This is a genomic window from Streptomyces sp. WMMC500, from assembly GCF_027497195.1.
Classification (GTDB): domain Bacteria; phylum Actinomycetota; class Actinomycetes; order Streptomycetales; family Streptomycetaceae; genus Streptomyces.
In genome coordinates, this window is sequence record NZ_CP114905.1 from 6,944,056 (window position 1) to 6,966,567 (window position 22,512).

Below are 22,512 nucleotides of genomic sequence, written 5' to 3' on the forward strand. Positions count from 1 at the left end.
AGAACATTTAATTCCGGCCCAAGTTTTCGCCAACTACGGGCCGGGGGCCACACGTTGTCAGCCGTTACCGCCCATGCGCTGCAGGATTGCCCGCTTTGCGGCTGCGAACTCATCGTCCGTCAGCACCCCGGCGGCGTGCAACTCGCCCAGCTCGCGCAGCCGGCGCAGCACCGCGTCGTGGTCGTCGCCCGGAACCGCGGCCTCCGGAGCCGGCGTTCCCGGCTCCTTGCCAAGCTCCACCGGAGCCGGGCCCACCGGTCCCGGGCCCGTCGGCGCCGCGTCCGCGGGCCTCGCGTCCGCCGGCACCGCGTCCGCCGGCTCCGCCCCGGACGCCGGCAGCGCCGCGGGCCCCGCCGCCGGCGCGTGCGGGTGCGGCAGTCGTACGGTCACCGCCGCCGCCAGCAGCACCGCCGCGCCCGTCTCCTTCTTCGTGCCCCACAGCGCCAGCGTGTGCGGGTCCTTGTCCGGATCGAGGAAGACCGCCGTCCCGTGCGGCCGGAACCGCAGGCCGCCCGCCTCCAGGCCCGCGCCGCCCACCCACTCCACGCCCGCCAGCTCGGCGAGCGGGAACAGCCGGTTCCCCACGCGCTTCTTCACATCCTCGACCAGCCAGTTCCACTCCAGCCTGACCTGCTCGCCGTCGAACGTCGCGGTGCCGTCCAGCCCGCCCGCCGTCAGCGGCACCCCCGGCCCCGGCAGCAGATAGCGCTCGACGGGTCCCTCCGGCACCTCGTCCAGCAGCAGCGCCCTGCGCACCTCCTCGGCGAAGTACTCCGCCACCCCGCCACGGTCGCGTTCCGGGCGCAGCAGGTACGGGCTCGCCGCCTCCGGCAGCCGGCCCCCCGCCGCGCGGAGCAGCGGGCACGCGCCGTCGCGCAGCCGCAGCCGCAACAGCCCGCCCTTGCGCCCCGGTTCGTACGCGATCCCCGCCACCGCCGGCAGCGGCACGGCGACCTCGCCGAGCAACTGCCGCAGCTTGTGCACCCCCCGGTCGCGGCCGGGGACGATCCGTATGATGTCGCCGTCGAAATCCCAGGTTCCGTCTTTCGCGATCACCTCGGCCATACGGCGAGTCTATGGCGCGGTCACGTGAACGTCAGTTCGCCGGCCGTCCGCACGAGACGTCAACGCTCCGTCACCTGACCGACGCACAGGGTATGGACAGCGGTTGCTCCAGGCAACTGCAATACGGCGCATGACCCCTCCCCACCCGCAGGACGCCCTGCGCGCCGCCGCGGCGCACGTCACCCGCCGCCGCTTCCTCACCGTCACCGGTGCCGCCGCCGCCCTAGCCTTCTCCGTCGGCCTGCCGCAGGCCCACGCGGACGAGCCGGCGGACCCGGGGAAGATCCGTCAGGAGCCCTTCACCCTCGGCGTCGCCTCCGGCGACCCGGCGCCCGACGGCGTGGTGTTGTGGACCCGGCTCGCGCCCGCGGCGTTCGAGCCCGACGGCGGCATGCCGCCGGCCCCGTTCCTGGTCGACTGGGAGATCGCCCACGACGAAAGGTTCCGCCGGGTCGCCCGGCGCGGGCGCGAGTTGGCCCACCCCGAGTTCCACCACACCGTGCACGCCGAGGTCGACGGGCTCGCGCCGGGCCGCCCGTACTACTACCGCTTCCGGGTCGGCCGCTGGACCAGCCCCGTCGGCCGTACGAGCACCGCGCCGGCCTACGGCGCGCGCAACTCCGCCATGCGCTTCGGCATGGTCGCCTGCCAGAACTACCCGGGCGGCTACTACACCGCGTTCAAGCACCTCGCGAACGAGGACCTCGACGCCGTCTTCCACCTCGGCGACTGGATCTACGAGGGCGCCGTCGCCTCCACCGGCGGCAGCCGCGCGTACCCCGCCGGCACGCTCCCGGACGTCTTCAACCACGAGATCGTCACGCTGGACGACTACCGGCTGCGCTACGCCCTCTACCGCAGCGACGCCGACCTGCGCGCCGCCCAGGCCGCCCACCCCTGGATCCTCACCTGGGACGACCACGAGGTGGAGAACAACTACGCGGGCGCGATCTCCCAGGACAACCTGCCGCCCGAGGAGTTCCTCGTCCGCCGGGCCGCCGCCTACCGTGCGTACTGGGAGAACCAGCCGCTGCGCAGGCCGCAGCGCCCGCGCGGCGCCGACCTGCGGCTGTACCGGCGGCTGCACTACGGCACGCTGGCGCAGTTCGACGTCCTCGACGGCCGGCAGTACCGCACCGACCAGGCGTACGGCGGCGTCTGGGCGCCGCCGGGGCCGGAGGCGGACGACCCGGCGCGCACGATGCTCGGCGAGCGGCAGGAGCACTGGCTGGCGGACGGGTGGCGCGACTCGCGCGCGCTGTGGAACGTCGTCCCGCAGCAGGTCGTGCTGGCCGAGCGGCGCAGCGAACCGATCGAGGCGTACCACGTCAGCATGGACTCCTGGGACGGCTACACCGCCGCCCGCACCCGGTTCCTGGACGCGGCCGAGGCGGCGGGCGTGGAGAACCTCGTCGTTCTCACGGGCGACGTACACGTGCACTACGCGATGGACGTCAAGCGCGACTACACCGACCCCGACGCCCCCGCCGTCGCCAGTGAGATCGTCGCCACCTCGATCAGCAGCGGCGGCAACGGCGCGGAGCGCCCGGCGAACTACGACCGGCTCACGCAGGCCAACCCGCACCTGCGGTTCTACGACGGCCGCCGCGGCTACGTGACCGTGGAGCTGGACCGCGAGCGGTGCCGCGCGGACTTCCGCGTCGTGCCGCACGTCACCACCGAAGGCGCCCCCGTCGCGACCGCGGCTTCCTATGCGACGGAGGCCGGGCGGCCGGGACTGCACCGGGTGTGACGGGCCCGCCGGCCGGGACGCCGGGTTCGGCTGAGCCGCCCGAGCCGCCCGAGCCGGCCGGGCCCGACGATCTGCTGACGGCCGCGACCCTGAGCCACAGGGCCGCGGCCTTCAGCGCCGAACCGGCGCACAGGCCCCAGGCGGCGCCGAGCACGCCGCCGGCGGCGTAGCCGGTGAGCATGCAGCCGACCGAGAGCAGCGAGAACACCACCTGGATCGGCAGCGTGCTCTCCGGCCGCAGCACCCGCAGCGTGAGCAGCGCGCTGGTGCCCAGGGCTATGCCCGCGTACTGGCTGCCGGTGGCGGGCAGCAGCGAGGACGTCGACGCCCAGGTATCGCCGAGGAGTTCGCGGCCGGCGGAGTCCGGGAGGAGGACGAGCACGGTCGTCCAGGCGGCGGCGGTGCCGGCGAGCAGGGCGGCGAGGGCGGCGGCGGAGCGGAGCTTGCTGCGCAGGTTCGGGATGCGGTTCATCACCGGCGGCCCGAAGGAAGTCGCCGAGTTGTAGAGGACGTTCATGGGCCCGTACAGGGTGGTGGCGCCGCGCAGCGCGCCGACCGCGAGCTGGCTGGCGCCGAGCCCGAGGCCGATGACCGACAACTGCGTCGCGCCGTTGCCCACCGCGAACTCCACCACGAACCGGCGGCCGAGATGCCCCCGGCGCAGATAGCGCCGCCAGTCGCCGCGGGCACCGCGGAGCCGGTACCCGGCCAGGGCCAGGCAGAGCAGCAGCGCGGGCAGCGCGGAGGCCCCCCACACGGCGATGAGCCGGGCCGGGGACGCGCCGTCCGGCTGCAGCACGAGCGCCGGGACGGCGACGACGAGCCGCAGCAGGTCGGCCAGGAGCGCGTGGTGCGGCAGCCGGAGCGCGGCGAAGCAGTAGCGCAGCACGTCGTGCAGCAGCACGGCGGGCAGCACCACGCCGAGCATGGCCAGCCCGTGCGCCAACTCGCCGGGCACCAGCGCGAGCAGCAGCGCCGACGTCCCGCCGACCGCCGTGGCCGACAGCGCCGAGAACGTCACCGCCGACCGGCAGGCGGACGCGACACCGGTGGGGGGCGGGCGCGGCGCGTCGGGGTCCGGCTCCGCCCAGGACGGGATGACGGGCCCCTCCGGCCCGGTGGCGTCGGCCCCGTCGGGCCTCATGCCCGCGCCGGCCCCGTCTGCTCTGCCCCCCTTGCCCCCTGCCCTGTTCGTGCCGCCCTCGCGCTCCAGCACCAGCGCCTGGCCCACGAAGCTGCTCTGCACGCCCAGCACGACGGTGAACGTCATGTAGACGATCGAGAAGACCGCGAAGCCCTCCGCCGACGACTCCCGCGCCGCGACCACCAGCACCGCGATGTTCGTCAGCGCCGCCACGCCCTGGTCGGCGACGGAGGAGGCGATGGCCCAGCGGGCGCGCATCTACCGCCGCGAGGAGCGCACGGCCCGGCTGTCGGCCGGGTAGTCCGCCCCCGTCGCCCCGGCCGGCGGCGCCGGCGCCGCCGTGCCGGAACCCGCCTCGGCGTCGCGCCCGTCGCCCCGGGCGCCGTCGCGGCCGGTGCCTCTGCCGGACCGCCCGCGCCCGCCCGCGTCGGGCTCGCCGCTGCCGTGCGCGTGCAGCACCGCGCCGAGCACCGTGCCGCCCGCGCCGGCTATCAGCTCGCGGATCCGCGCCAGGTCCTCGCGGTGCACCTGCCGCGGGTCGCAGACGACGAGCACGCCGTCGACCCGGTCGGCGAGCGCCAGCGCGTCCGCGTACGACAGCACGGCCGGCGCCAGCACCACCACGACCGACCCCGGCGCGTCCGCCTCCGCGATCAACTGCGTGGCCGGCGCGGACGTCAGCGCCCGCGCGGCGTTGCGCACCCGGGTGCCCGGGATGAGGTCGAACGCGCCGGACTCGCCCGCGTCGATCGGTATCTGCAGGCCCGTCGGCCAGCCGCCGTCACCGCGCGCCGGCGTACGGGCCCAGCCGGGCCGCACCCCGTCGGCCGCGCTGAGCCGCGCCGACAGGCTCGGCGTACGCAAGTCGGCTTCGACGAGCAGCACCTCGTGCCCCATCTCCACGAACGACGCGGCCAGGTTGACCGACACCGCGGCGGGGATGTCTATGCTGCCGCGCGGCGCGACCACCAGCAGCCGCCGCCGGTCGGCGAAGCGCTGGTCGTACGCCAGCCGGAAGGCCATCGAGCGGTACTCCTCGGCGACCCTGCCGGTGGCCAGCAGCCCGCCGGGCCGGCGGGTGCGCGGCAGGGTGCCGAGCACCGGGGCGTGCAGCGCCCGTACGACGTCGCTCTCCGAGCGCGCCGTGGGGTCGAAGACCAGCCGCACCCAGGCGACGAGCAGCCCCAGGCCCACGCCGAACGCGGCGCCGAGGCCGAGCAGCATGAGGATGCCGGGACCCGCGGGCTCTGCGGGCGCGGTGGCGTCCCGCACGACGTGCCCCGGCGTGGTGTCGAGGGCCTGGAGCTTGGCGCGGTCGGCGGTGATCTGGCCGATGCTCTGGCTGAGGGAGGAGCGGGCGGACAGCGCCGACTCCAGCGCGCTGCCGTCGCCGAGGGACTCGATCTCCTCGTCGAGCACGTCCCGCTCCGCGATCAGGGGTTTGACCTGTTCGTCGTACGCCTCGACCATGTTGTCGATCGTGCGCTTGCTCTTGTCCTCGCGGTACGCGAGGTAGGCGGCGGCGAAGGCGTTGGAGCGCTCGGCGGCGGTGTCGGGGTCGTCCGCGCTGTAGTCGAAGCGGAGCACCAGCGTGTTCGGCGGGTTGGTGACCTGGAGGCCGTGCTGCAGCTTCTCGCCGTCCTCGGGCTGCCCGACCTCCTTGGCGACGATCCTCGCCACCGCGTTGCTCGCGGCGGTCTGGCGCTCGGTGCCGATGTTCTCCTTGATGGCCGTGGCGTCGCTGCCGGAGGCGAAGGGGTCGAGGCTGACCTGGCGGAGCGTGACCTCGCTGGACGCGATGTACTCCTCGCCGGAGGCGAGGGCGATCCAGCCGCCGCCGAGCAGCCCGAGGACGACGCCCAGGACGATCATCCCGCGGTAGCGCAGCAGTTGCCGGAACTGGTCGCGCAGCAGGTCTGGCTCGTCCTGCGGCTGCATGGCCTGGCTGTCGCCCGGAACGTGCTGTGACATGGTCTCGGCCCCCCTCAACCGGTCTTCTCAGTATGCGGGACAGGCCCCCCGGCCTGCTCCCCGGCCGCCTTCCGCCTGTGGAAAACCGACCGGTTGTGGACAACCGGCCCCTCGGCTGCGTCCAGTGCCCCGGCCGCGGGCCCGGCCGCGACCGCGGCCCCGGGACGGGCCCCGTCCAGAGCCCTGTCCAAAGCCTCGTCCAGCAGCGCGGTGATCCGGCCCAGACCCGCCTCGCTGCTCAGGTGCTCCCGCACGTACACCGGCCCCCGGGCGCCCAGCGCGTCGGCCGCCTCCGGATCCCCGGCCAGCGAACGCACCGCCGTCAGCAGCGCCTCCGGGTCCTCCGGCGGCACCACCGTGCCCGCGCCCGCGCGCCGTACTTCCGCCGCAGTGCCGCCGCCGTCGGCGACCGAGGCGACCACGGGCCGCCCGGCGGCGAAGTACGAGGTGAGCTTCGACGGCACGCTCATGTCCAGCACGGACGAGCGCTGGGTGACCGCCAGCACGTCCGCCGCCGCCAGCACGTCGGTGAACTCCGCGGCGTCCGCGGGCGGCAGGAAGTCCAGGTTCGGCAGCCCCCCGCCCAGCGCGGCCAGGTGCTCGCGCTGGTTGCCGTCGCCCATCAGCACGACCCGCAGCGAGGGGTCGGTACGGGCCGCCTCGACGAGCACCTCCAGGCCCTGCTTCAGGCCCATGTTGCCGGCGTGCAGCAGCACCGTCTGCCCGTCGCGCCACCCCAGCCGGGCGCGCATCTCGGCGCGCGGCCGGGTGGGTCCGGCCACGTGGGACCAGTTGGGCACGACACGTATGAGCCGCTCGTCCACGCCCATCGCGGCCACCCGCGGGACGAACGTCTCGTGGATCACCCCGACCAGCGACGCCCGCCGCAGCACCCGGGACTCCACCGCGCGGGCCGCCGCCGCCGCGCGCCCCCCGCCGCGGATGCCGCTCTGCGCCGCGGCGGCGCCCATCAGGTCCTGCACGACGGGTATGTACGGCACCCCGTGGCGGCGCGCGAGGCGGGCGCCGAGCACGCCCCCCGCCAGGCTCGGCAACTGCGCGACGACCGCGTCCGGGGCGGCCATGCGGGGCGGCGCGACGACCCCGTGGGCGAGGATCGACGCCTCGTACAGCGCGCGCCGCACGGCGCTCTGCCGCGCGGGCACGGAGTGCCGGCGGCGGTGCAGGCGGACGCCGCCGCGCTCCTCCTCCGTGCGCCACACGCCGCGGTAGCCGTCGGCGACGCGCCAGTTCGGGTAGTGCGGCATGCCGGCCAGCACATGCACCTCGGCACGGCCGGTCCCGGCCCAGTGCTCCGCGATCTGCGTCGCGTATGGTCCGATTCCTGCCTGTTCCGGCGCATAGTTGGTCGAAACCAGCAGTACCCGCGTCACCACGCCACCCCTCGTTTGCCTTCCGGAAGCCCGGGTTGCACCTTATCCGCACCTGCCCGTTATGGTTGACACTCCTGGCGCGCCGGGGGTTGCGCCACTATCAGGGGGAATATTGGGGGGTGCCGTGGCGCACACGGTCGGCTATGCACCGGGGGTCTACGACCTCTTTCACGTCGGACACCTGAACATCCTCCGGCACGCCCGGAGCCGCTGCGACTATCTCGTCGCGGGCGTGGTCTCCGACGAGATGGCGCGGTTGGCGAAGGGCCGTGCCCCGGTCGTGCCGCTCGTCGAGCGGCTGGAGATCGTCCGCAGCATCCGGCACGTGGACGCCGCGTTCGTCGAGACCGTGCCCGACAAGCTGGAGACCTGGCAGCAGGTCCGGTTCGACGTGATCTTCAAGGGCGACGACTGGCGGGGCACGCCCAAGGGGGAGAAGCTGGAGGCCGACTTCAGGACGGTGGGCGTGGAAGTGGTCTACTTCCCGTACACCGTGCACACGTCGAGCACGCAACTGCGCCGCGCGCTCGACACCTTGGCCGACCGCGGCCCCCACGCCCCCCGCGGCTCACGCGGCGACGCGCCGGTCAGCTCGCCGCAGACAGCTCCCGGAACCATTTCGCCATAAAGGCGATCAGGAACAGCGCCGCCGCCACGGCCAGCGCCGTGTACCCGGCGAGGAACGCGCCTTCGCTGCCCAGCAGCAGGAACACCACGCAGAAGACGCCGTAGTCCACGGGCAGCAGCGCCACCGCCCGCAGCCGCGACGGCGGCGCGGCGGGCGCGGGCGCCGGGCTCCCGGGGGCGGGCTTCGGCTTCAGCTTGTCGGCCAGCAGCCCGCCGCAGAAGATCAGCACAGCGGCGAGCTGGAAGCCGAGCGGCAGCAGCAGCCAGGCGTCCGAGGAGAGGTCGAAGAAGCGGTAGAACGAGACGAGGACGGCGGCGTGCACCGCGGTGACCTTCGCGCAGTCGACGACGTGGTCCAGCCACTCGCCGGCCGCGCTCGACTCCCGGCGCAGCCGCGCCAACTGGCCGTCGGCGGAGTCGAGGGCGAAGCCGACGACGAGCAGCGCGTACACCGCGACGGCCAGCGCCCAGCCGGGGCGCACCAGCGCGACGGCGGCGATCCCGCCGCCGGTGAACGCCGCGCTGAGCAGCGTCACATGGTTCGGCCGCAGCCCCAGGACGTACGCGCCGGCCGCGCACACCCGCCCCAGCGGCCGGTTGACGTAGCGCGAGTAGAGCGAGACGCCCTTCGACGTTTTCTGAGCTTTGCGCAACTCGCTCAGTGCCGCCCCGAATGTCATGCGCAGCATGATGATCGCTCGGACCCGTCCCGGGGAAGGGCTTCGGCCCTCCGGAGGCGAATGAGAGCCGAATCACTGCGCGCCCGGCCCCCCGCCGCGGCGTATCCGGTCCCGCTCCGATACCCCGCCCCGGAACCGGTAAGGTGACGCCGTTCCCAGGCCCCGCGCAGGAGTCGGAGAAAAAGATCATGCCGATACGCCGCTTCCGGGTGACCGTCGCCGCGGTGCCGATGCTGGCGGCGCTGCTGACGCTCACGGGCTGCGTCACGGTCCACGGCGAGGAGGTGCTCCAGCCGGCCGTGCACGAGGACGAGGCGGGCCGCATCCTCGACCGGTTCGGGGAGCTGAACAACAAGGCCAACGAGGAGTACGACCTCGACGTCAACTCCCGTATCGAGGCGGGCGGGCTCCGCGAGATCGACCAGGCGGGGCTGCGGGTGCGCAAGGCGGACTACCCGGAGGGCAACCCCGACTACCAGCCGCTGGAGTTCAGCGACACCCGGTACCTGATCCCCCAGCAGCGCGGCTGGCCGCGCTGGTTCGTCGCCGACACCCTCACCAACCGCAACGAGCTGCGCTGGCTCCTGGTCTTCGTGAAGGAGGGGCCGGAGGCGCGCTGGCACGCGACCCACCTGTCGCTGCTCGACGAGAGCGAGATCACCGAGATCGGCGAGTTCGCCGAGGACGGGGACGGCCACGTCCGCCGCGTGCCGCTCGGCGCGTCCGCCGGACTGACCGTCGCGCCGGGGCAGTTGGGCAAGACGTACGCGGCGTATCTGAAGGACGGCGCCGGCGACGACTTCGCGCCGGGGCAGCACACCTCCGAGCGGGTCGGCGCGCGCGATCAGTACCGGCGCACGCCCGAGTACGTCACGCAGTACGTAGACGAGGCCACCCCCGAGTACCCGCCGGTCGGCCTGCGGCTGGCCGACGGCGGCGCGCTGGTGCTGTTCTCCAGCCGGCACTTCGTCAAGCAGACGGTGGCGGAAGGCCGCGAGGTCGAGGTGCCGTCGGCGGCCGAGCCCCTGATGAAGGGCACGCCGGAGAAGTCACTGACGATGGAGCGGGTCTCGCAGCAGGCGGTGGTGGTGCCGCCGCGCGACGACAAGGGCGACGGGATCGTCTTCTACAACCGCCTGGAAGGGCTGGTGGGCGCCGGGGGGAGCTGAGCGACGCGGTCCCGCGTACGCGTACGGGCGGTCGGCCCGGGGCGTACGCCCCCCGCGTGCGACTCCGGCCCGGCGCGCGGACTCAGGTCAGCGCGGCCACGCCGCCTCGCGCTCCCGCTCCGCGCCCGCGTAGACGGCGCACGCGTCCGTCAGCGCCTCCAGCAGCGTCAGCGGGTCCGGCAGCGGATGCTCGGGCCCGCGCAGCCACGTCACACCCTCGTCCCCCGGCAGCCGCGCCGGCGGCACCAGCACGTAGCTGCCGCGGCAGTGCCAGCGCAGCCCCGGGTGCTCGTCCATGGTCTCCGGCCGGCAGTCCAGCTCGCACGGCCACCACTCGTCCTCGTCGTCCGGCGTACCGCGCGTGGAGGTGAAGAACAGCATCCGCCCGGGACCCGGCGCCTCCGGACTGACCGCCACGGGACCGACCGCGACCCCCTCCGCCTCCAGCCGCGCCAGCGCCCGCGTGCCCGCCTCCAGCGGCACGTCGAGCACGTCGTGGCTGCGGCCCGTGGCGGTGACGAAATTGGCCTCCGGCTGGGCGGCGAGCCACCGCTCGACGCGCTGCGCGTCGGCGCTGGCCTGCGTCTGCCAGGCGAAGGAGACGGGATGGCGGCCGGGGGTGGGACAGCCGATACGGTCACAGGAACAGCCGTAGCCCTCCGGGTACGCGGCGGGCGCCAGCGGCAGGCCCGCGTCGGCGGCGGCGAGCAGCAGTTCCCTGCGCTCCGCGGCGGCCGCCTCCAGGCGCTCCGCCGCGGCGGCACCGCCGCGCGTCCGGCCGCGCCGGGTGCCGGGAAGCCACTGCGGAAGCCTGCGTACCCGTGCCATGCGTCCCCTCACCTCGGCCCGTCGTCCCTCCAGGGACCCTGTCCTCATGCTGCCACCGGAGCGGGTGCCTGTAGGCCGATACTGTGCCACGGTATGGCATCCCGACCGCCGACCGCCCTGCGGTACCGAGGCGCCGGGATCCGGCCCCGCCGCCGGCCCCGGCCCGGCCCGTACGCCCGGACCTGCGCGGATGCGGCCGATCGGACGCCACGGCGGCGCCGCGCGCCCGGGACCGTAGCGATGAAAACGTTACCGCCGCTCACCTGTGCGTATCGCGCTAAATGCGCCTTTGGCGGCCCCCGCCCCTCGCACGCGCTCCCGTGCCCCCGGAACGACCCCGGCCACCCGTGCCGCACTACTGCGCACGCGGCCGTTCACCGGGCACCATTCGGTTACGTGCGTCGGCGCGCGCGATCCGCGGGCCGGCGCTTGGACGTCAGCAGTGAGGAGCCCTCGTTGTTGCGCACAGCCTCGGCGCGCCGGTACCTGATGTGCCCACCGGCACACTTCGCCGTCACGTACTCCATCAACCCGTGGATGGACCCCGCCAAACCCGTCGACCTCCAGCTCGCGCTCGCGCAGTGGGAGGACCTGGTCGCCCGTCAGCGCTCCCTCGGCCACACCGTCGAGCTGCTGGAACCCGACCCCGCCCTGCCGGACATGGTCTTCGCCGCCAACGGCGCGCTCGTCGTCGACGGCCGCGTGCTGGGCGCGCGCTTCGCGTACCCGCAGCGCAGCGGCGAGGCCGCCGCCCAGCGCCGCTGGTTCCGCGCGCACGGCTTCGCCGACTACCACCTGCCGGAGTTCGTCAACGAGGGCGAGGGCGACTTCGCCGTCACCCGCTCCTGGATCCTGGCCGGCCGGGGCTTCCGCAGCAGCCCGGAGTCACACGCCGAGGCGCAGGAGTACCTGGGCCGCCCGGTCGTCGGCCTCGACCTGGTCGACCCGCGCTTCTACCACCTCGACACCGCGCTGTGCGTCCTGGACGACTCCACCGACGCCGACGTCATGTACTACCCGGCCGCCTTCTCGCCGGGCAGCCGCGACGTCCTCGCCCGGCTCTTCCCCGACGCCCTCCTGGCGGGCGAGGAGGACGCGCTCGCGCTGGGCCTGAACGCCGTCAGCGACGGCCGGCACGTGCTGTTCCCGCAGGCGGCGGCCGGGCTGGTCGCGCCGCTGCGGGCGCGGGGCTTCGAGCCGGTCCCGATGGATCTGACGGAGCTGCTCAAGGGGGGTGGCAGCGTGAAGTGCTGCACGCTGGAGCTGCGCGCGTAGGGGTACGGCGCGGGACGACGGCATCCGGCCGGCTTCGGGGACGACCGGGGCGGGGCGCGGTGCCGTCGTGCCGCCCCGGCCGCCCCGGCCGGAAGCCGCAGGCCGACGCGGTGCGGGGCGTCCGCGCGGTCAGTCCCCCGGCGCCGGCGGCCACGCGTCGCCCCACCGCACGTCGCGGGCGGCGCGGTAGCGGGGGCCCTGCCGCTTGGACACCGTCGTACGGGCCAGCCCCTCGTCCGCCGTGCACAGCTCCAGCAGCACCTGCCCCTTGCGGAGCTGCGGATGCCGTACGACGCGCGCCGGGGCCGGGCCCGGGCCTGGGGAAGCGGCGGCGGAGCGTACCGCCGCCACGTACGCGAACTTCTCGTCCTCGTGCCCGAGCTCCCCGCCCTTGACCCGGCGGTGCAGCGCCGAGCGCTGCACCCGGGCGGCGAAGTGGCACCAGTCCGCGGTCCCCTCCATGGGACACGCCGCGCTGTGCGGGCAGGGCGCGAGCACGGTGAACCCGGCGTCGACGAGCTGCCGCCGGGCCTCGAGCACCCGGCGGTACCCCTCGGGCGTCCCGGGTTCCACGACCACGACGCCGCCGCCCGCGCCGCGCGCCGCCTCCGCGACGACCACGCGCCGGACGTCGCCGGACAGCTCCCCGAGCACGTACGACACGGTCACGAGCCCGGCCCTGCCAGGTCCTGGGTCCGCCGGGGCGGCACCGAGCGGGTGGCGGCGCCACTCGGCGCCGCGTACCGCCGGGGCCGCGGCGCCGGCCGCCAGCTCGCGGCCGAGCGCCAGGGCCGGTTCCGCGTGGTCGAGGACGACGGTCGGGCGCGCCCGGTCCGGCCAGACGGCCGCCGCCGCCCACACCGCGGCGCCGGTCCCGCCGCCCACGTCGAGGTGGCCGTCCGGCTCCCAGCCGGGCGCGGCGCCGGCCAGCGCGCCCAGGGCGGCCCGCACGGCCCGGAACGTGGCGGGCATACGGTACGCGGCGTACGCCGCCACGTCGTCCCGGTCCCGCAGCGCGGGGGCGGGGCCGCCGCCCCGGTACCCGGCGACGAGCCGCTCCACCGCCGCGGCGGTGCGCCGCGCGCCCGCCCCGTCGAGCAGCCGCCCGAGCCCGGCGCGGAGATCATCCTCGGCATTCACGGCCCCGAGCCTACGGCCCGCGCCGCCGTAGCGCCGCGCCTGCGGGCCGGCCGCTCAGCGCAGCCGCTTGTGCGCGTCCGGCCGGAACGTCGACACCAGCGCCAGACAGAGCACCGCGATCCCGATCCGCCCGGTGGCCTGCAGCAGCGGCCCGCGCAGCAGGATGAAGGAGTACCCGGCGATCAGCGGGACCACCGTCGCCATCACGTTCCCCGGGTCCCGCGACATGTGCCCGGACTCCGCGAACCTCCGGTCCGTACGCGCCGCCCCGTACCCCACCAGCAGCATCCCGCCCGCCATGCCCAGCGGCCCGAAGTCGAGCCACAGCTCCGTCCACAGCGGCGAGGAGAGGTTGACGTTCGTCATCCCCATCCACGTGCCCACCTTGACGCCGGAGTCGCGCTGCTTGCCGTCCCACACCGAGCGGGGCACGAAGAAGAACGCAGACGACGCCAGTTGCTTGCCGTACGTGTGACCCGCACCGGCGTCCGCGTACGAGATGGTGTTCGCGAACATCACCGTCTGGTCGTAGTCCTTCACCACCAGCGGCTCCAGCACCGAGCCCGACTGCGTCTGCCTCCGCGCGCTCTCGTCGTAGCGGAACTTGTCCGCGAACGGGAACAGCAGCACCGCCATCGCCACGCCCCCCGCGAGCGCCGCCCGGTAGACCACGGGGCTGCGCGGGAACGCGGTGAACAGCAGCGCGAAGGCGACGGTGAGGAACCAGTACCGCGGGTTGGAGATCGGGTTGTTGACGATCACGTTGATCAGGACGAGACCCGCCCACGGCAGCACCACGGCCGGCTGCCGCCTGGCCCGCCGCGACATCACCAGCCAGCGCGTCATCATCAGCAGCGCCAGCAGCGCGGGCACCGTCCCGAAGCCGCGCAGGAACGCCGAGCCGACCTGCGAGCCGGACGTGCCGCCGCCGGTCAGCTCGTCGCTGATCGCCTGGCGGCTGCCGAAGAACGGCGCCGGGCCGCCGAAGGAGGCGATGAGCAGGGCGCTGCCCGCGTACGCGACGATCACCAGCAGGTACAGGCGGCGCTTGTTGACCGACGCCACCGGGCGCGGCCGGCTCACCCGCGCCGCCGAGGCGTGCCGCGACAGCAGCGCGCCGACGTCGAAGGCGACGAAGCCGGCGAGGACCAGGGCCACCGCCCTCGTGAAGTCGCCCCGGGTGCCGACGGCGGGCGTCGGCGTCTGCTCCAGCACGATCTGCGCCAGCGGCGCCAGCCCCATCGCGACGTAGCAGAAGAGCCAGACCGTGCCCTGGATGAGCCGCCGCCGGGTGGTGAGGATCATCGCGGACAGCCGGGCGCCCGCGTAGCAGGTGGTGGCGAGCTGGAGCCAGAACACCGCGTCGCGGACGTCGGGCTGGGAGCGGCCGGCGACCGCCAGCGGCAGCACGAAGACGAGCAGGACGACGAGCGGGACGGCCAGCGCGCGGGAGAGCACAGCGCGCGGGGCGGGGCTCTTCGGGATGACGAACGGCGTGAACGGGCGGCGGGCCGGGGCGCCGGTACGGGTATCGGTGCCGGTACCCGCGCCGGGGCTCGTGCCCGCCGCGGCCCGCGCGCGGCGCGCGGCCTTCGCGGCCAGCGGCGCCATCCGGATCTGGACGGTCTCGTCGAGCGGCGCGCGGGCGTCGCCTTCGCCCTCACCCTCGCCGGGCCGCCGCCCGCCCGGTTGGTCCGCCATCGCCCGAACTGCCCCCGCCCCGTATCGCCCCGTACAACCGTCTTGCAACCCAAGACAGTCTAAGGAGGCGCGGGGTTGTGCGCCGGGTAGGCTCCGGGAACGTACGTACGGTACCGGGGGGTGCCGGGGAGGGGACCGTCTTGCGAATTCTGCATGTCGTCACGTTGCACACGCCCACGAACGACTTCGGCGGGCCGACGCGGGTCGCGCTCAACCTGTCCAAGGGGCTGCGGGCCCGGGGCGTCGACTCGCGCATCGCCACCCTCGGCGACGGCTTCGACGGCCCGCTGCCCCGCGACATCGACGGCGTGCCCACGTGGATGTACCAGGCCAAGCACGTCCTGCCGCGGTTCGAGGTCAGCGGCATCACCTCGCCGGCGCTGCTGGCCCGCGCCCGCCGCCTGGTCCGCTCCGCGGACGTCGTCCACGTCCACCTCATGCGGGACCTCATCACCCTGCCGTTCGCCCTCATCGCGCAGCAGGCCGGGGTGCCGGTGGTGCTGCAGACGCACGGCATGATCGACCCCACCGAGAAGCCGGTGGCCCGCGCCGTCGACGTGCTCGGGCTGCGCCGCGCGCTGCGCAGGGCGGACGCGACGCTGTATCTGACGGAGTTCGAGCACGGCGAGATCCAGGCCGTCATCCCGGACACGGCCCTCACCCGGCCGCGCCGCCTCGTCAACGGCGTGCTGCCGCAGGAGCGCAGGCCCGCGCGGACCGAGGGGCCGCCCACCGTCGTCTACGTCGCGCGGGTGCAGGAGCGCAAGCGGCCGGAGGACTTCATCCGGGCGATCCCCGTGGTGCTGGCGAAGTACCCGGACGCCCGCTTCGTCCTCGCCGGACCGGACACCGGCGCGCTCGCCGAGCCGATGATGCGGCTCGCCGCCGACCTGCGGGTGGCGGACTCGGTGTCGTACGTCGGCTCCCTCACCCCCGACGAGGTGCTGGCGCAGCACCGTGCCGCCGACGTCTACGTGCTGCCGTCGGTCGTCGAGCCGTTCCCCGTCTCCGTACTGGAGGCCATGTCGGTCGGCGTCCCCGTCGTGATCACCCGCACCTGCGGCCTCGGCCCCGACGTGGCGGAGGCCGGCGCGGGCCGCGTTCTCGACAGCCGCGCCGGCGCGGACAACGGCCCGCTGGTCGGCCAGGCCGTGCTGGAACTGCTGGACCCTGCCGCCAACGAGGAGGCGTCGCGGGCCGCCTGGCGGCTCATCAACGATCGCTTCGCGATCGACGGCGTGGTGGACACCCTGCTGGGCGTCTACGACGAGGTGCGCCGCTGAGCCGCCCGGGCGCGCGGTTCACTTCCGCGCTCCCTCATGTGCCGGCCGGGGCAGTTCGGCGGCGCAGGTGGCTCGGCCGTGGGGGCCGGTGGCGGTGGCGCGTTGGCGGTGTTCGCCGGCGACGGTGAGGGTGCAGGTGGCGCTCGTGCCGTCGGCGGGGAGGACGACGGTGAGGGTCGCCTCCTCGCTCAGCGGCACGTCGACGGAAGCCGTCCAGGGCAGCTCGGCGTTGGGCAGGACGGTGGCGGTGCCCTTCTCGCCGTTCCCGAGGTAGGTGAGATGGGCCTTGCCGCTGCCTTCGACCGCGTAGGTGACCGGGGCGGTGGGCACGTGGCGTTCGGGGGGCGCGGGGTCGTCGCCGTGAGCCACGCCGTAGGCGAGGAGTCCGACCGCGGCCATGGCCGAGAGCGCGAGAGCGAGGGTGAAGGTTCGGCGGTGTCGGGGTGGGTGTGGGTGGGATTCCCATTCTGTGGCCTGGGGAATCGATGGAGAGCGTAGCGGGCGTCGGGTCCGAATGTCATTGGTGAGGCGAGGGTTGTGGGGTTCTCTGGTTCCTTTCTGCCTCGGCGATGAGTTCCGCCGGGTTGGGGGTTTGCGGGCCCGGTCTAGGTGTTGCTGGCCAGCATGTTGTTGACGGCGGTTAGCCACCAATGCTCCTGCCCATAGGCGGGAGCTCTGTACGCAGGCGTCACGCCCTCGTCGTGGGTGTGGCGTGAGTCGTTGCGGCGATGGCGGCGCGTTCGGCGACGTCTGTGGGTGCAGCGGCGATGACGTCGTCGAGCGCGGAACGGGAGGTCTGCAGATCGGTGATGGCCTGGGAGATCCGTTTGCGTTCGGAGAGCAGGTCGGCGAGGAGGTTGGCGCAGGTGGGCACCAGGCGCTCCTCCTCCTCGCGCAGGCAGGGCAGGATCGTCGCGATGGTGGCGGTGGAGAGGCCGGCGGCGAGGAGGCTGCGGATGCGGCGCACGGTCGTGACGTCGTCCTCGCGGTATTCGCGGTAGCCGCTGGGCCGTCGCTCGGGGGAGAGCAGGTGCTGCTCTTCGTAGTAGCGCAGCAGCCGTTCGTGGACGCCGGTCCTGCGGGACAGCTCACCGATCCGCACGTGATCCTCCTCGCGGGTGCCTTGAGGCTGGGCAGTGCTACTTGACTCTAACATCCATGTGAGACTTTAGCGTCCGGGGTATGGACAAGACCTTTGCCAGGCTCGCCGCCTTGTGCGCGAGCGTCTTCGTTGTCGGTACGTCGGAATACCTGGTCGCGGGCCTGCTGCCCGAGGTCGGTGCGGATCTGGAGGTGTCGCAGGGCACCGCCGGGCAGGCGGTGACCGCGTACGCGCTCGGCGTGGTGATCGGCGGACCGGTGGTGACCATGCTGACCGCACGCCTGCCCCGTAAAGGTCTGGCGATCGGGCTGATGCTGCTGTTCGCCGCGGGCAGCGCGGTGAGCGCCCTGGCGCCGACGTTCACGGTGCTGCTGGCCGGGCGGGTGGTCTCCTCGCTCAGCCACGCCGCATTCCTGGCGCTGGCGTTGGTGATGGCCACCGGTCTGGTGGACGAGGACAAGACCGGCTCCGCCATCGCCACCGTGGCGTCCGGCTTCACCGTGGCCACGTTGCTCGGGGTACCGCTGGGGTCGCTGCTGGGGCATGCTGCCGGGTGGCGCGCCCCGTTCTGGGTGCTCACCGCGCTCACCCTGGTCGCCATCGCGCTGCTGGCGCCGGTGCTGCCCAGGCAGCAGGCGCCGGCCACCCGCCCGCGGGACGAGATCGGGGTGATGCTGCAAAAGCCGGTGCTGCTGGCGGTCGCCACCACCGCGGTCGGCTTCTCCGGCGTCGCCGTCGTCTACACCTACATCACACCGCTGCTCACCCGCGTCGCGGACTTCTCCCCGACCGCCGTGTCCGCCCTGCTGCTCGCCTACGGCGCCGGCAGCTTCCTGGGCAACCTGATCGCCGGCAGGCTCACCGACAAGGCCATGTCCCAGACCGTGCGCGGGGTGTTCGGCGGGCTGACCGGCGTGCTCGCCGCGATCCCGCTCGCCGTCGCATGGCAGCCCACCGCGGTGCTTGCCGTCCTGGTCCTGGGGCTCCTCGCCACCGCCACGATCGCCCCGCTGCAGGGGCTGATCATGCGCCACGCCGGGGCCGCCCCGAACCTGGCCACCGCCGTCAACGTCGGCGCGTTCAATCTCGGCGTCGCCGCCGGCTCCGCCCTGGGCGGGCTCATCGTGGCCGCCGGGGCGCTGCGCTTCACCGGCCTGGCCGGGGCGGCGCTGAGCCTGCTCGGCCTGGCCCTGACCTACCTGGTCCTGCCCCGCACACGGACCGGCGAGCACCCGGACAACCCGGCGGTTCCCACCGCTGCTTGATCACCACATCCTCAACTTTGGAAGGACCCCTTTGATCATGCGTGCGGTCCAGATCGACCGCCACGGCGGCCCCGACGCCCTGATCGTCCGCGAAATAGCGGAACCCGCCCTCGCCCCGGGCGAGGTCATCATCCGCGCGGCGGCCAGCAGCCTCAACCCGGTGGACTGGAAGACCCGCGCCTGGCAGGTCGGACCGCGGCTGCCGGCCACCCTCGGCCGGGACCTGGCCGGCCGCGTCGTCGCCGCCAACGACACCGCCCAAGAGGGGGGCGCCCCGGTGATTGCGATGTCCGCGCAGATCGCCACCGGCCGCGGCACCTGGTCCGACCTGGTCACCCTGCCCGGCCACCTGCTCGCCCCCGCGCCGAGCAGCATCGCGCTGGCCGATTCTGCGTCCCTGCCTCTGACAGGGACGACCGCCCTGCAGGCGCTGCGCAGCGCAAGAACGGTGGCCGGCGAGCGCATCCTGGTCATCGGCGCCGCCGGGGCGGTCGGCGGTCTGGCCGTCCAACTCGCCCACCTCGCCAAGCTCATCGACACTCACGAGCTGCGCCTGCGCGTCGCTGAGTGCTACCCGCTCGACGACATCCGCTCTGCCTACGAGCGCTTCGAGGCCGGCGGCCTGATCGGCAAGGTCCTCATCACCTTCTGATGCTCATCCCGCCCGGCGGCTGTGGATACGCCGCCACTCGTACGCAGCTCAACGGGCAGGGGCATCTGCTGGCCCTGCCCCAACCATTCACTGACGGAAGAATCCTCTTGCCACACGCCAACGCACCACTATCTGTCGAAGGGCGCCGTCGCCTCATCGAACGATGCGAGAGCCGCCCGATCACTCACGGCGCTTCCGAGATGGGCATCTCCCGCGCCTGCGCATCGAAGTGGGTGAACCGCTTGCCAGCACGGCGAACTCGGTCTGCTGGACCGTTCCTCAACACCACGACGCCAGCCGACCGCCACCAACGCCGATGGAGTCGCCGGGATCGATGTGCTGCGCCGGTCCGCGAAGTGGTCGGCGACGCGGATCGCCTTCGAGCTTCAGACCGAGGGCATCTCGATCAGTCGCCGCACGGTGTCGCGTCATCTGCTCGCGCTGGGGCTGCACCGCCGCAGGTTCATCGACCCCCCGGGGACACGAACCGGGAGCCACGGAAGATCACCGCCCGCTGGCCTGGCCATATGGTCCACATCGACGTCAAGAAGGTCGGCCGGATGCCGGACGGCGGTGGCTGGCGGGCCCGGGGACGCGGCAGCCGCCAGGCTAAGGCCGTCGAGCGTCGCAAGAATAAGAGGGAACGCGGCGGCTACGTCTACCTTCACTCCGCCGTCGACGGATTCAGCCGGCTCGCCTACACCGAAGCCTTGCCCGACGAGAAGGCCGCCACCGCCATCGCGTTCCTGCATCGAGCCAGAGCCTGGTTCGAAGCCCATGGCATCACCCGGATCGAACGCATCGTCACAGACAACGGCGCCTGCTACCGCTCCAGCGTGTTCTCCCGGGCCCTGTTCGGCACACGTCACCAGCGCATAACCCCTACACGCCTCGCCACAACGGCAAAGTGGAGCGCTATAACCGGATCATCGCCGAAGATTCCTCTACGCCCGAACCCGGCTGCCCGAAGACCAGCGCCGTGAGGCTCTCGGCATCTGGAACATCCATGACAACTACCACCGATCCCACAGCGGAGCAGGAGATCAACCACCAGCCCGGAGACTATGCGAAGGCGTAACGAACGTCCTGGCCTCCTACATCTAGGGGTGGAGCGGATGTCACGTCTCCCACTTGGCGGGAATTAGCCATCTGTGGCTGAACGTCGGCGTGCGGTGGGTGCGTGGGCGGTGGGTGGGGTGTTCTGGTGGGTTGACCAGGGCGGTTATGGGTGTCGTTGGGTGTGCTGGGCGCTACGGTGCGTTGCTGCTTGAGGAGATTTTGTCAGAGTTTCGTTGTGTATCGGTGTGTGGTTGACAGGTGCATTGCGGTCCGTTGAGGATCGCGTTGCCCCCCACGTGTTGTGTGCGCTGTGCTGGCCGGGCACAAGCCCGTCCGGTTGTTCTGCATGCCGTTTTCCGCGTGTCTTGGTGCGCGTGGAATGTGTTGTGGGGGGCGTGGGATGCGGGCTCGGCTGGCGCGGTTAGTTTCGTCGGTGGTTATGGCGACGCTTTTGGAGGCGTTGCTGCCGCAGCCGGCTTTTGCGGCGGGTTCCACTCCCGGGCTGGGCGGGACGGTGAACGCGGTCACCGGCTGGTTCACCGCAGACGATGACGACGAAGGCTTTGCCGGCGGCGAAGCCGGTGAAGAAGCTGCTTGGTCGGCGCACGCCCGAGGCGCGGTTCTGGCGGATGTCGGACGGTAGAACTACGCCTACCCCGCAGCCGCACTTGCGTGCAACACGGGTCCGGCAACCGTCACACCGGACACCACCGCTGCCGCCCGGACGGGGCAGCCCGCGTGCACCGCCCGGACTGTCAGCGGCCGGCACATGGTGCCGCGATGCCCACCGATCACATGCCCGTATGAGATCCGAGTTCGCACAAGGAGACCTTGCATGACAGTGCCATCCAGACCGGGAAGACGCCGCTCGCCCAGGAGCCACCGCCGTACGGCCACAACTCGTGTTCTCGCAGCGCTGGCAGGTGGCCTGCTGGTGATCACCTTCGGGGGCAGTGCCTCAGCGGTGACCGGCGAACCTGCCTCAGTATCCGGCCGCGACGGGGACTTCAACGGCGACGGCTACACCGATCTCGCCGCCTCCGCCCCCAATGCCACGGTCGACGGCGTGGTCGAGGCAGGGGCCGTCACCGTTGCCTACGGTTCCGTCAGCGGTGCGGGCGCCGTCCAAGCCGACCGTGTCACGATCAGCCAAAACACCCATCGTGTTGACGGAGTGGCACAGGCCGACGACCACTTCGGATTTTCCGTGGCCATCGCCGACTTCAACAACGACGGCTATGACGATCTCGCCGTCGGCACCCCGGGCGAGGACGTTGGGGTGGCTCAGGACACCGGCACCGTTCAGATCCTGTGGGGCTCGCCGATCGGTCTCTCAGGCAGCACCATGCTCACCGATCCCACCAGCACTGACCAGGACGCACACGGGCGGACTCTGGCCGCTGGTGACTTCAACGGCGACAGCAAAAGCGACCTGGCTGTCGGCAACACTTCGGCGCAAGCCTGGCTGTACGAGGGTGGTATCACCAAGTCCGGTGTTGCCAGGGGTACCTATCCGCTGGGCAACCTCAATACCTGGGGCGGTGAGGTCGTCGCCCTGACTGCCGGTGACGCCAACGGCGACGGAGCGGACGACTTGCTGTTCAACCACTATCTGCTCTATGAGAGCGGAGGTGACGCGAGCACGTTGGGCCTCAAGTCGACGCCCATCGAAGTCGGCTACAGAGGTGGCTACTCCTCAGTCCTCGGGGACTTCGACAACGATGGTTACGAGGACATCATCGTGGGCCATGAGGGCGGACAGGGTGGCGAATACACCTACCTTCCGGGGCGCCCTTATTCCGAGACAGACCGCACCTGGACACCGGACTGGAACCTCATCTACACGCACACGCAAGCCGCCTTCGGCACACCTGGTGACGCCGACCTCTACGACCGCTATGGCGCCGGACTTGCCGCGGGCGACATCAACGGCGACGGCTACGACGACCTTGCCATTGGCGATCCCAACGAGGATAGCGACGACGACACCGTCGCCGATTCCGGGCATGTGACAGTCATGTACGGCGGTTCCATCGGGCTCACGACCACCAACCGCCAAGTCTTCCACCAAGGCACCGACGGCGTCCCCGGTGAGGACGAGCCCGGCGACGGCTTCGGCTCACAGTTGCTGCTCAGTGACATCAACGGCGACGACAGGAAGGACCTGACCATCGCGGCGCTCGGCGAAGACAACGACAGCGGCGCACTCACCACGCTCCTCGGCACAGACAGCGTCATTACGGTCACCGGAGCCCGCAACCTGACCCCGACGTCCTACCTGCTGTCGACCGAGGGTCAGCCGCACCTCGGGAGCAGTCTTCAAGGGCACCCACCGATAACGCCTCAGCCGCTTCCCCCCGCCGGGTGAGGACAGTCCGGACACAGGATGGTCCGGGCCGAGGAT

Annotated in this window: 19 protein-coding genes and 1 pseudogene; 10 read left to right on the forward strand and 10 right to left on the reverse strand. The window is 72.9% G+C overall.

The genetic code is table 11. The features are described 5' to 3' along the window. Nucleotides 1–57: 57 nt before the first annotated feature. Complete coding sequence (locus O7599_RS29915) at nucleotides 58–1,065, reverse strand: DUF4429 domain-containing protein (protein ID WP_281618718.1); 1,008 nt, start codon at nucleotides 1,063–1,065, stop codon at nucleotides 58–60. Between the two features lie 130 nt (nucleotides 1,066–1,195). Between O7599_RS29915 and O7599_RS29920 the strand changes: the two genes are divergently transcribed. Beyond that, nucleotides 1,196–2,818, forward strand: coding sequence for an alkaline phosphatase D family protein (locus O7599_RS29920; protein WP_281618719.1), 1,623 nt, complete (start codon nucleotides 1,196–1,198; stop codon nucleotides 2,816–2,818). On the opposite strand, the gene O7599_RS29925 is transcribed toward O7599_RS29920, so the two are convergent. Genes O7599_RS29925 through O7599_RS29935 form a run of 3 tightly spaced genes read right to left on the reverse strand, consistent with a single transcriptional unit; the run spans nucleotide 2,739 to nucleotide 7,330 of the window. Next, nucleotides 2,739–4,220 (reverse strand): hypothetical protein, encoded by a 1,482-nt coding sequence (locus O7599_RS29925; protein WP_281618720.1) that lies wholly within the window; start codon nucleotides 4,218–4,220, stop codon nucleotides 2,739–2,741. The genes O7599_RS29920 and O7599_RS29925 overlap by 80 nt on opposite strands. After that, nucleotides 4,221–5,900: a lipopolysaccharide biosynthesis protein gene (locus O7599_RS29930; protein ID WP_348652636.1), complete on the reverse strand. Its 1,680-nt coding sequence runs from the start codon at nucleotides 5,898–5,900 to the stop codon at nucleotides 4,221–4,223. Nucleotides 5,901–5,947: 47 nt separating this feature from the next. Beyond that, on the reverse strand, nucleotides 5,948–7,330 hold the full coding sequence (locus O7599_RS29935; protein ID WP_281618722.1) for a glycosyltransferase family 4 protein: 1,383 nt from the start codon (nucleotides 7,328–7,330) through the stop codon (nucleotides 5,948–5,950). A 121-nt stretch (nucleotides 7,331–7,451) separates the two neighbouring features. On the opposite strand from O7599_RS29935, the gene O7599_RS29940 reads away from it, so the two are divergent. Further along, nucleotides 7,452–7,955, forward strand: coding sequence for an adenylyltransferase/cytidyltransferase family protein (locus O7599_RS29940; RefSeq protein ID WP_281618723.1), 504 nt, complete (start codon nucleotides 7,452–7,454; stop codon nucleotides 7,953–7,955). On the opposite strand, the gene O7599_RS29945 is transcribed toward O7599_RS29940, so the two are convergent. After that, nucleotides 7,915–8,643, reverse strand: coding sequence for a CDP-alcohol phosphatidyltransferase family protein (locus tag O7599_RS29945; protein ID WP_281618724.1), 729 nt, complete (start codon nucleotides 8,641–8,643; stop codon nucleotides 7,915–7,917). The two genes, O7599_RS29940 and O7599_RS29945, sit on opposite strands and share 41 nt — an antisense overlap. A 179-nt stretch (nucleotides 8,644–8,822) precedes the next feature. Here O7599_RS29945 and O7599_RS29950 point away from each other — a divergent pair, with 179 nt between their 5' ends. Further along, on the forward strand, nucleotides 8,823–9,803 hold the full coding sequence (locus O7599_RS29950) for a hypothetical protein (protein ID WP_281618725.1): 981 nt from the start codon (nucleotides 8,823–8,825) through the stop codon (nucleotides 9,801–9,803). 87 nt (nucleotides 9,804–9,890) lie between these two features. On the opposite strand, the gene O7599_RS29955 is transcribed toward O7599_RS29950, so the two are convergent. Next, nucleotides 9,891–10,631, reverse strand: coding sequence for a bifunctional DNA primase/polymerase (locus O7599_RS29955; protein ID WP_281618726.1), 741 nt, complete (start codon nucleotides 10,629–10,631; stop codon nucleotides 9,891–9,893). A gap of 456 nt (nucleotides 10,632–11,087) precedes the next feature. Here O7599_RS29955 and ddaH point away from each other — a divergent pair, with 456 nt between their 5' ends. After that, nucleotides 11,088–11,906 (forward strand): dimethylargininase, encoded by an 819-nt coding sequence (gene ddaH / locus O7599_RS29960; protein WP_348652574.1) that lies wholly within the window; start codon nucleotides 11,088–11,090, stop codon nucleotides 11,904–11,906. Nucleotides 11,907–12,035: 129 nt separating this feature from the next. Here the strand turns inward: ddaH and O7599_RS29965 are convergent, their stop codons facing one another. Together O7599_RS29965 and O7599_RS29970 are read right to left on the reverse strand one after the other, a co-directional pair. Continuing rightward, on the reverse strand, nucleotides 12,036–13,007 hold the full coding sequence (locus O7599_RS29965) for a small ribosomal subunit Rsm22 family protein (RefSeq protein WP_281623575.1): 972 nt from the start codon (nucleotides 13,005–13,007) through the stop codon (nucleotides 12,036–12,038). Between the two features lie 93 nt (nucleotides 13,008–13,100). Then, on the reverse strand, nucleotides 13,101–14,747 hold the full coding sequence (locus O7599_RS29970) for a hypothetical protein (protein ID WP_281618727.1): 1,647 nt from the start codon (nucleotides 14,745–14,747) through the stop codon (nucleotides 13,101–13,103). 140 nt (nucleotides 14,748–14,887) lie between these two features. Here O7599_RS29970 and O7599_RS29975 point away from each other — a divergent pair, with 140 nt between their 5' ends. Next, nucleotides 14,888–16,030, forward strand: a complete 1,143-nt coding sequence (locus tag O7599_RS29975; RefSeq protein ID WP_281618728.1) for a glycosyltransferase — start codon at nucleotides 14,888–14,890, stop codon at nucleotides 16,028–16,030. Nucleotides 16,031–16,048: 18 nt separating this feature from the next. On the opposite strand, the gene O7599_RS29980 is transcribed toward O7599_RS29975, so the two are convergent. Continuing rightward, on the reverse strand, nucleotides 16,049–16,429 hold the full coding sequence (locus O7599_RS29980) for an MmpS family transport accessory protein (protein WP_281618729.1): 381 nt from the start codon (nucleotides 16,427–16,429) through the stop codon (nucleotides 16,049–16,051). 289 nt (nucleotides 16,430–16,718) lie between these two features. After that, nucleotides 16,719–17,132, reverse strand: a complete 414-nt coding sequence (locus O7599_RS29985) for a MerR family transcriptional regulator (RefSeq protein ID WP_281618730.1) — start codon at nucleotides 17,130–17,132, stop codon at nucleotides 16,719–16,721. A gap of 80 nt (nucleotides 17,133–17,212) precedes the next feature. Here O7599_RS29985 and O7599_RS29990 point away from each other — a divergent pair, with 80 nt between their 5' ends. From O7599_RS29990 to O7599_RS30010, 5 genes and pseudogenes are all read left to right on the forward strand, one after another. Further along, the gene (locus O7599_RS29990; protein WP_281618731.1) at nucleotides 17,213–18,397 is read left to right on the forward strand and encodes an MFS transporter; all 1,185 of its coding nucleotides are present in this window, start codon (nucleotides 17,213–17,215) and stop codon (nucleotides 18,395–18,397) included. Between the two features lie 37 nt (nucleotides 18,398–18,434). Continuing rightward, a complete protein-coding gene (locus O7599_RS29995; protein ID WP_281618732.1) occupies nucleotides 18,435–19,049 on the forward strand; it encodes a zinc-binding dehydrogenase in 615 nt (204 codons plus the stop codon). Nucleotides 19,050–19,156: 107 nt separating this feature from the next. Next, nucleotides 19,157–20,153: pseudogene (locus O7599_RS30000) on the forward strand (IS481 family transposase). Between the two features lie 394 nt (nucleotides 20,154–20,547). After that, complete coding sequence (locus O7599_RS30005) at nucleotides 20,548–20,751, forward strand: hypothetical protein (protein ID WP_281618733.1); 204 nt, start codon at nucleotides 20,548–20,550, stop codon at nucleotides 20,749–20,751. A 291-nt stretch (nucleotides 20,752–21,042) separates the two neighbouring features. Beyond that, nucleotides 21,043–22,476, forward strand: coding sequence for an FG-GAP-like repeat-containing protein (locus O7599_RS30010; protein ID WP_281618734.1), 1,434 nt, complete (start codon nucleotides 21,043–21,045; stop codon nucleotides 22,474–22,476). Nucleotides 22,477–22,512: the final 36 nt, after the last annotated feature.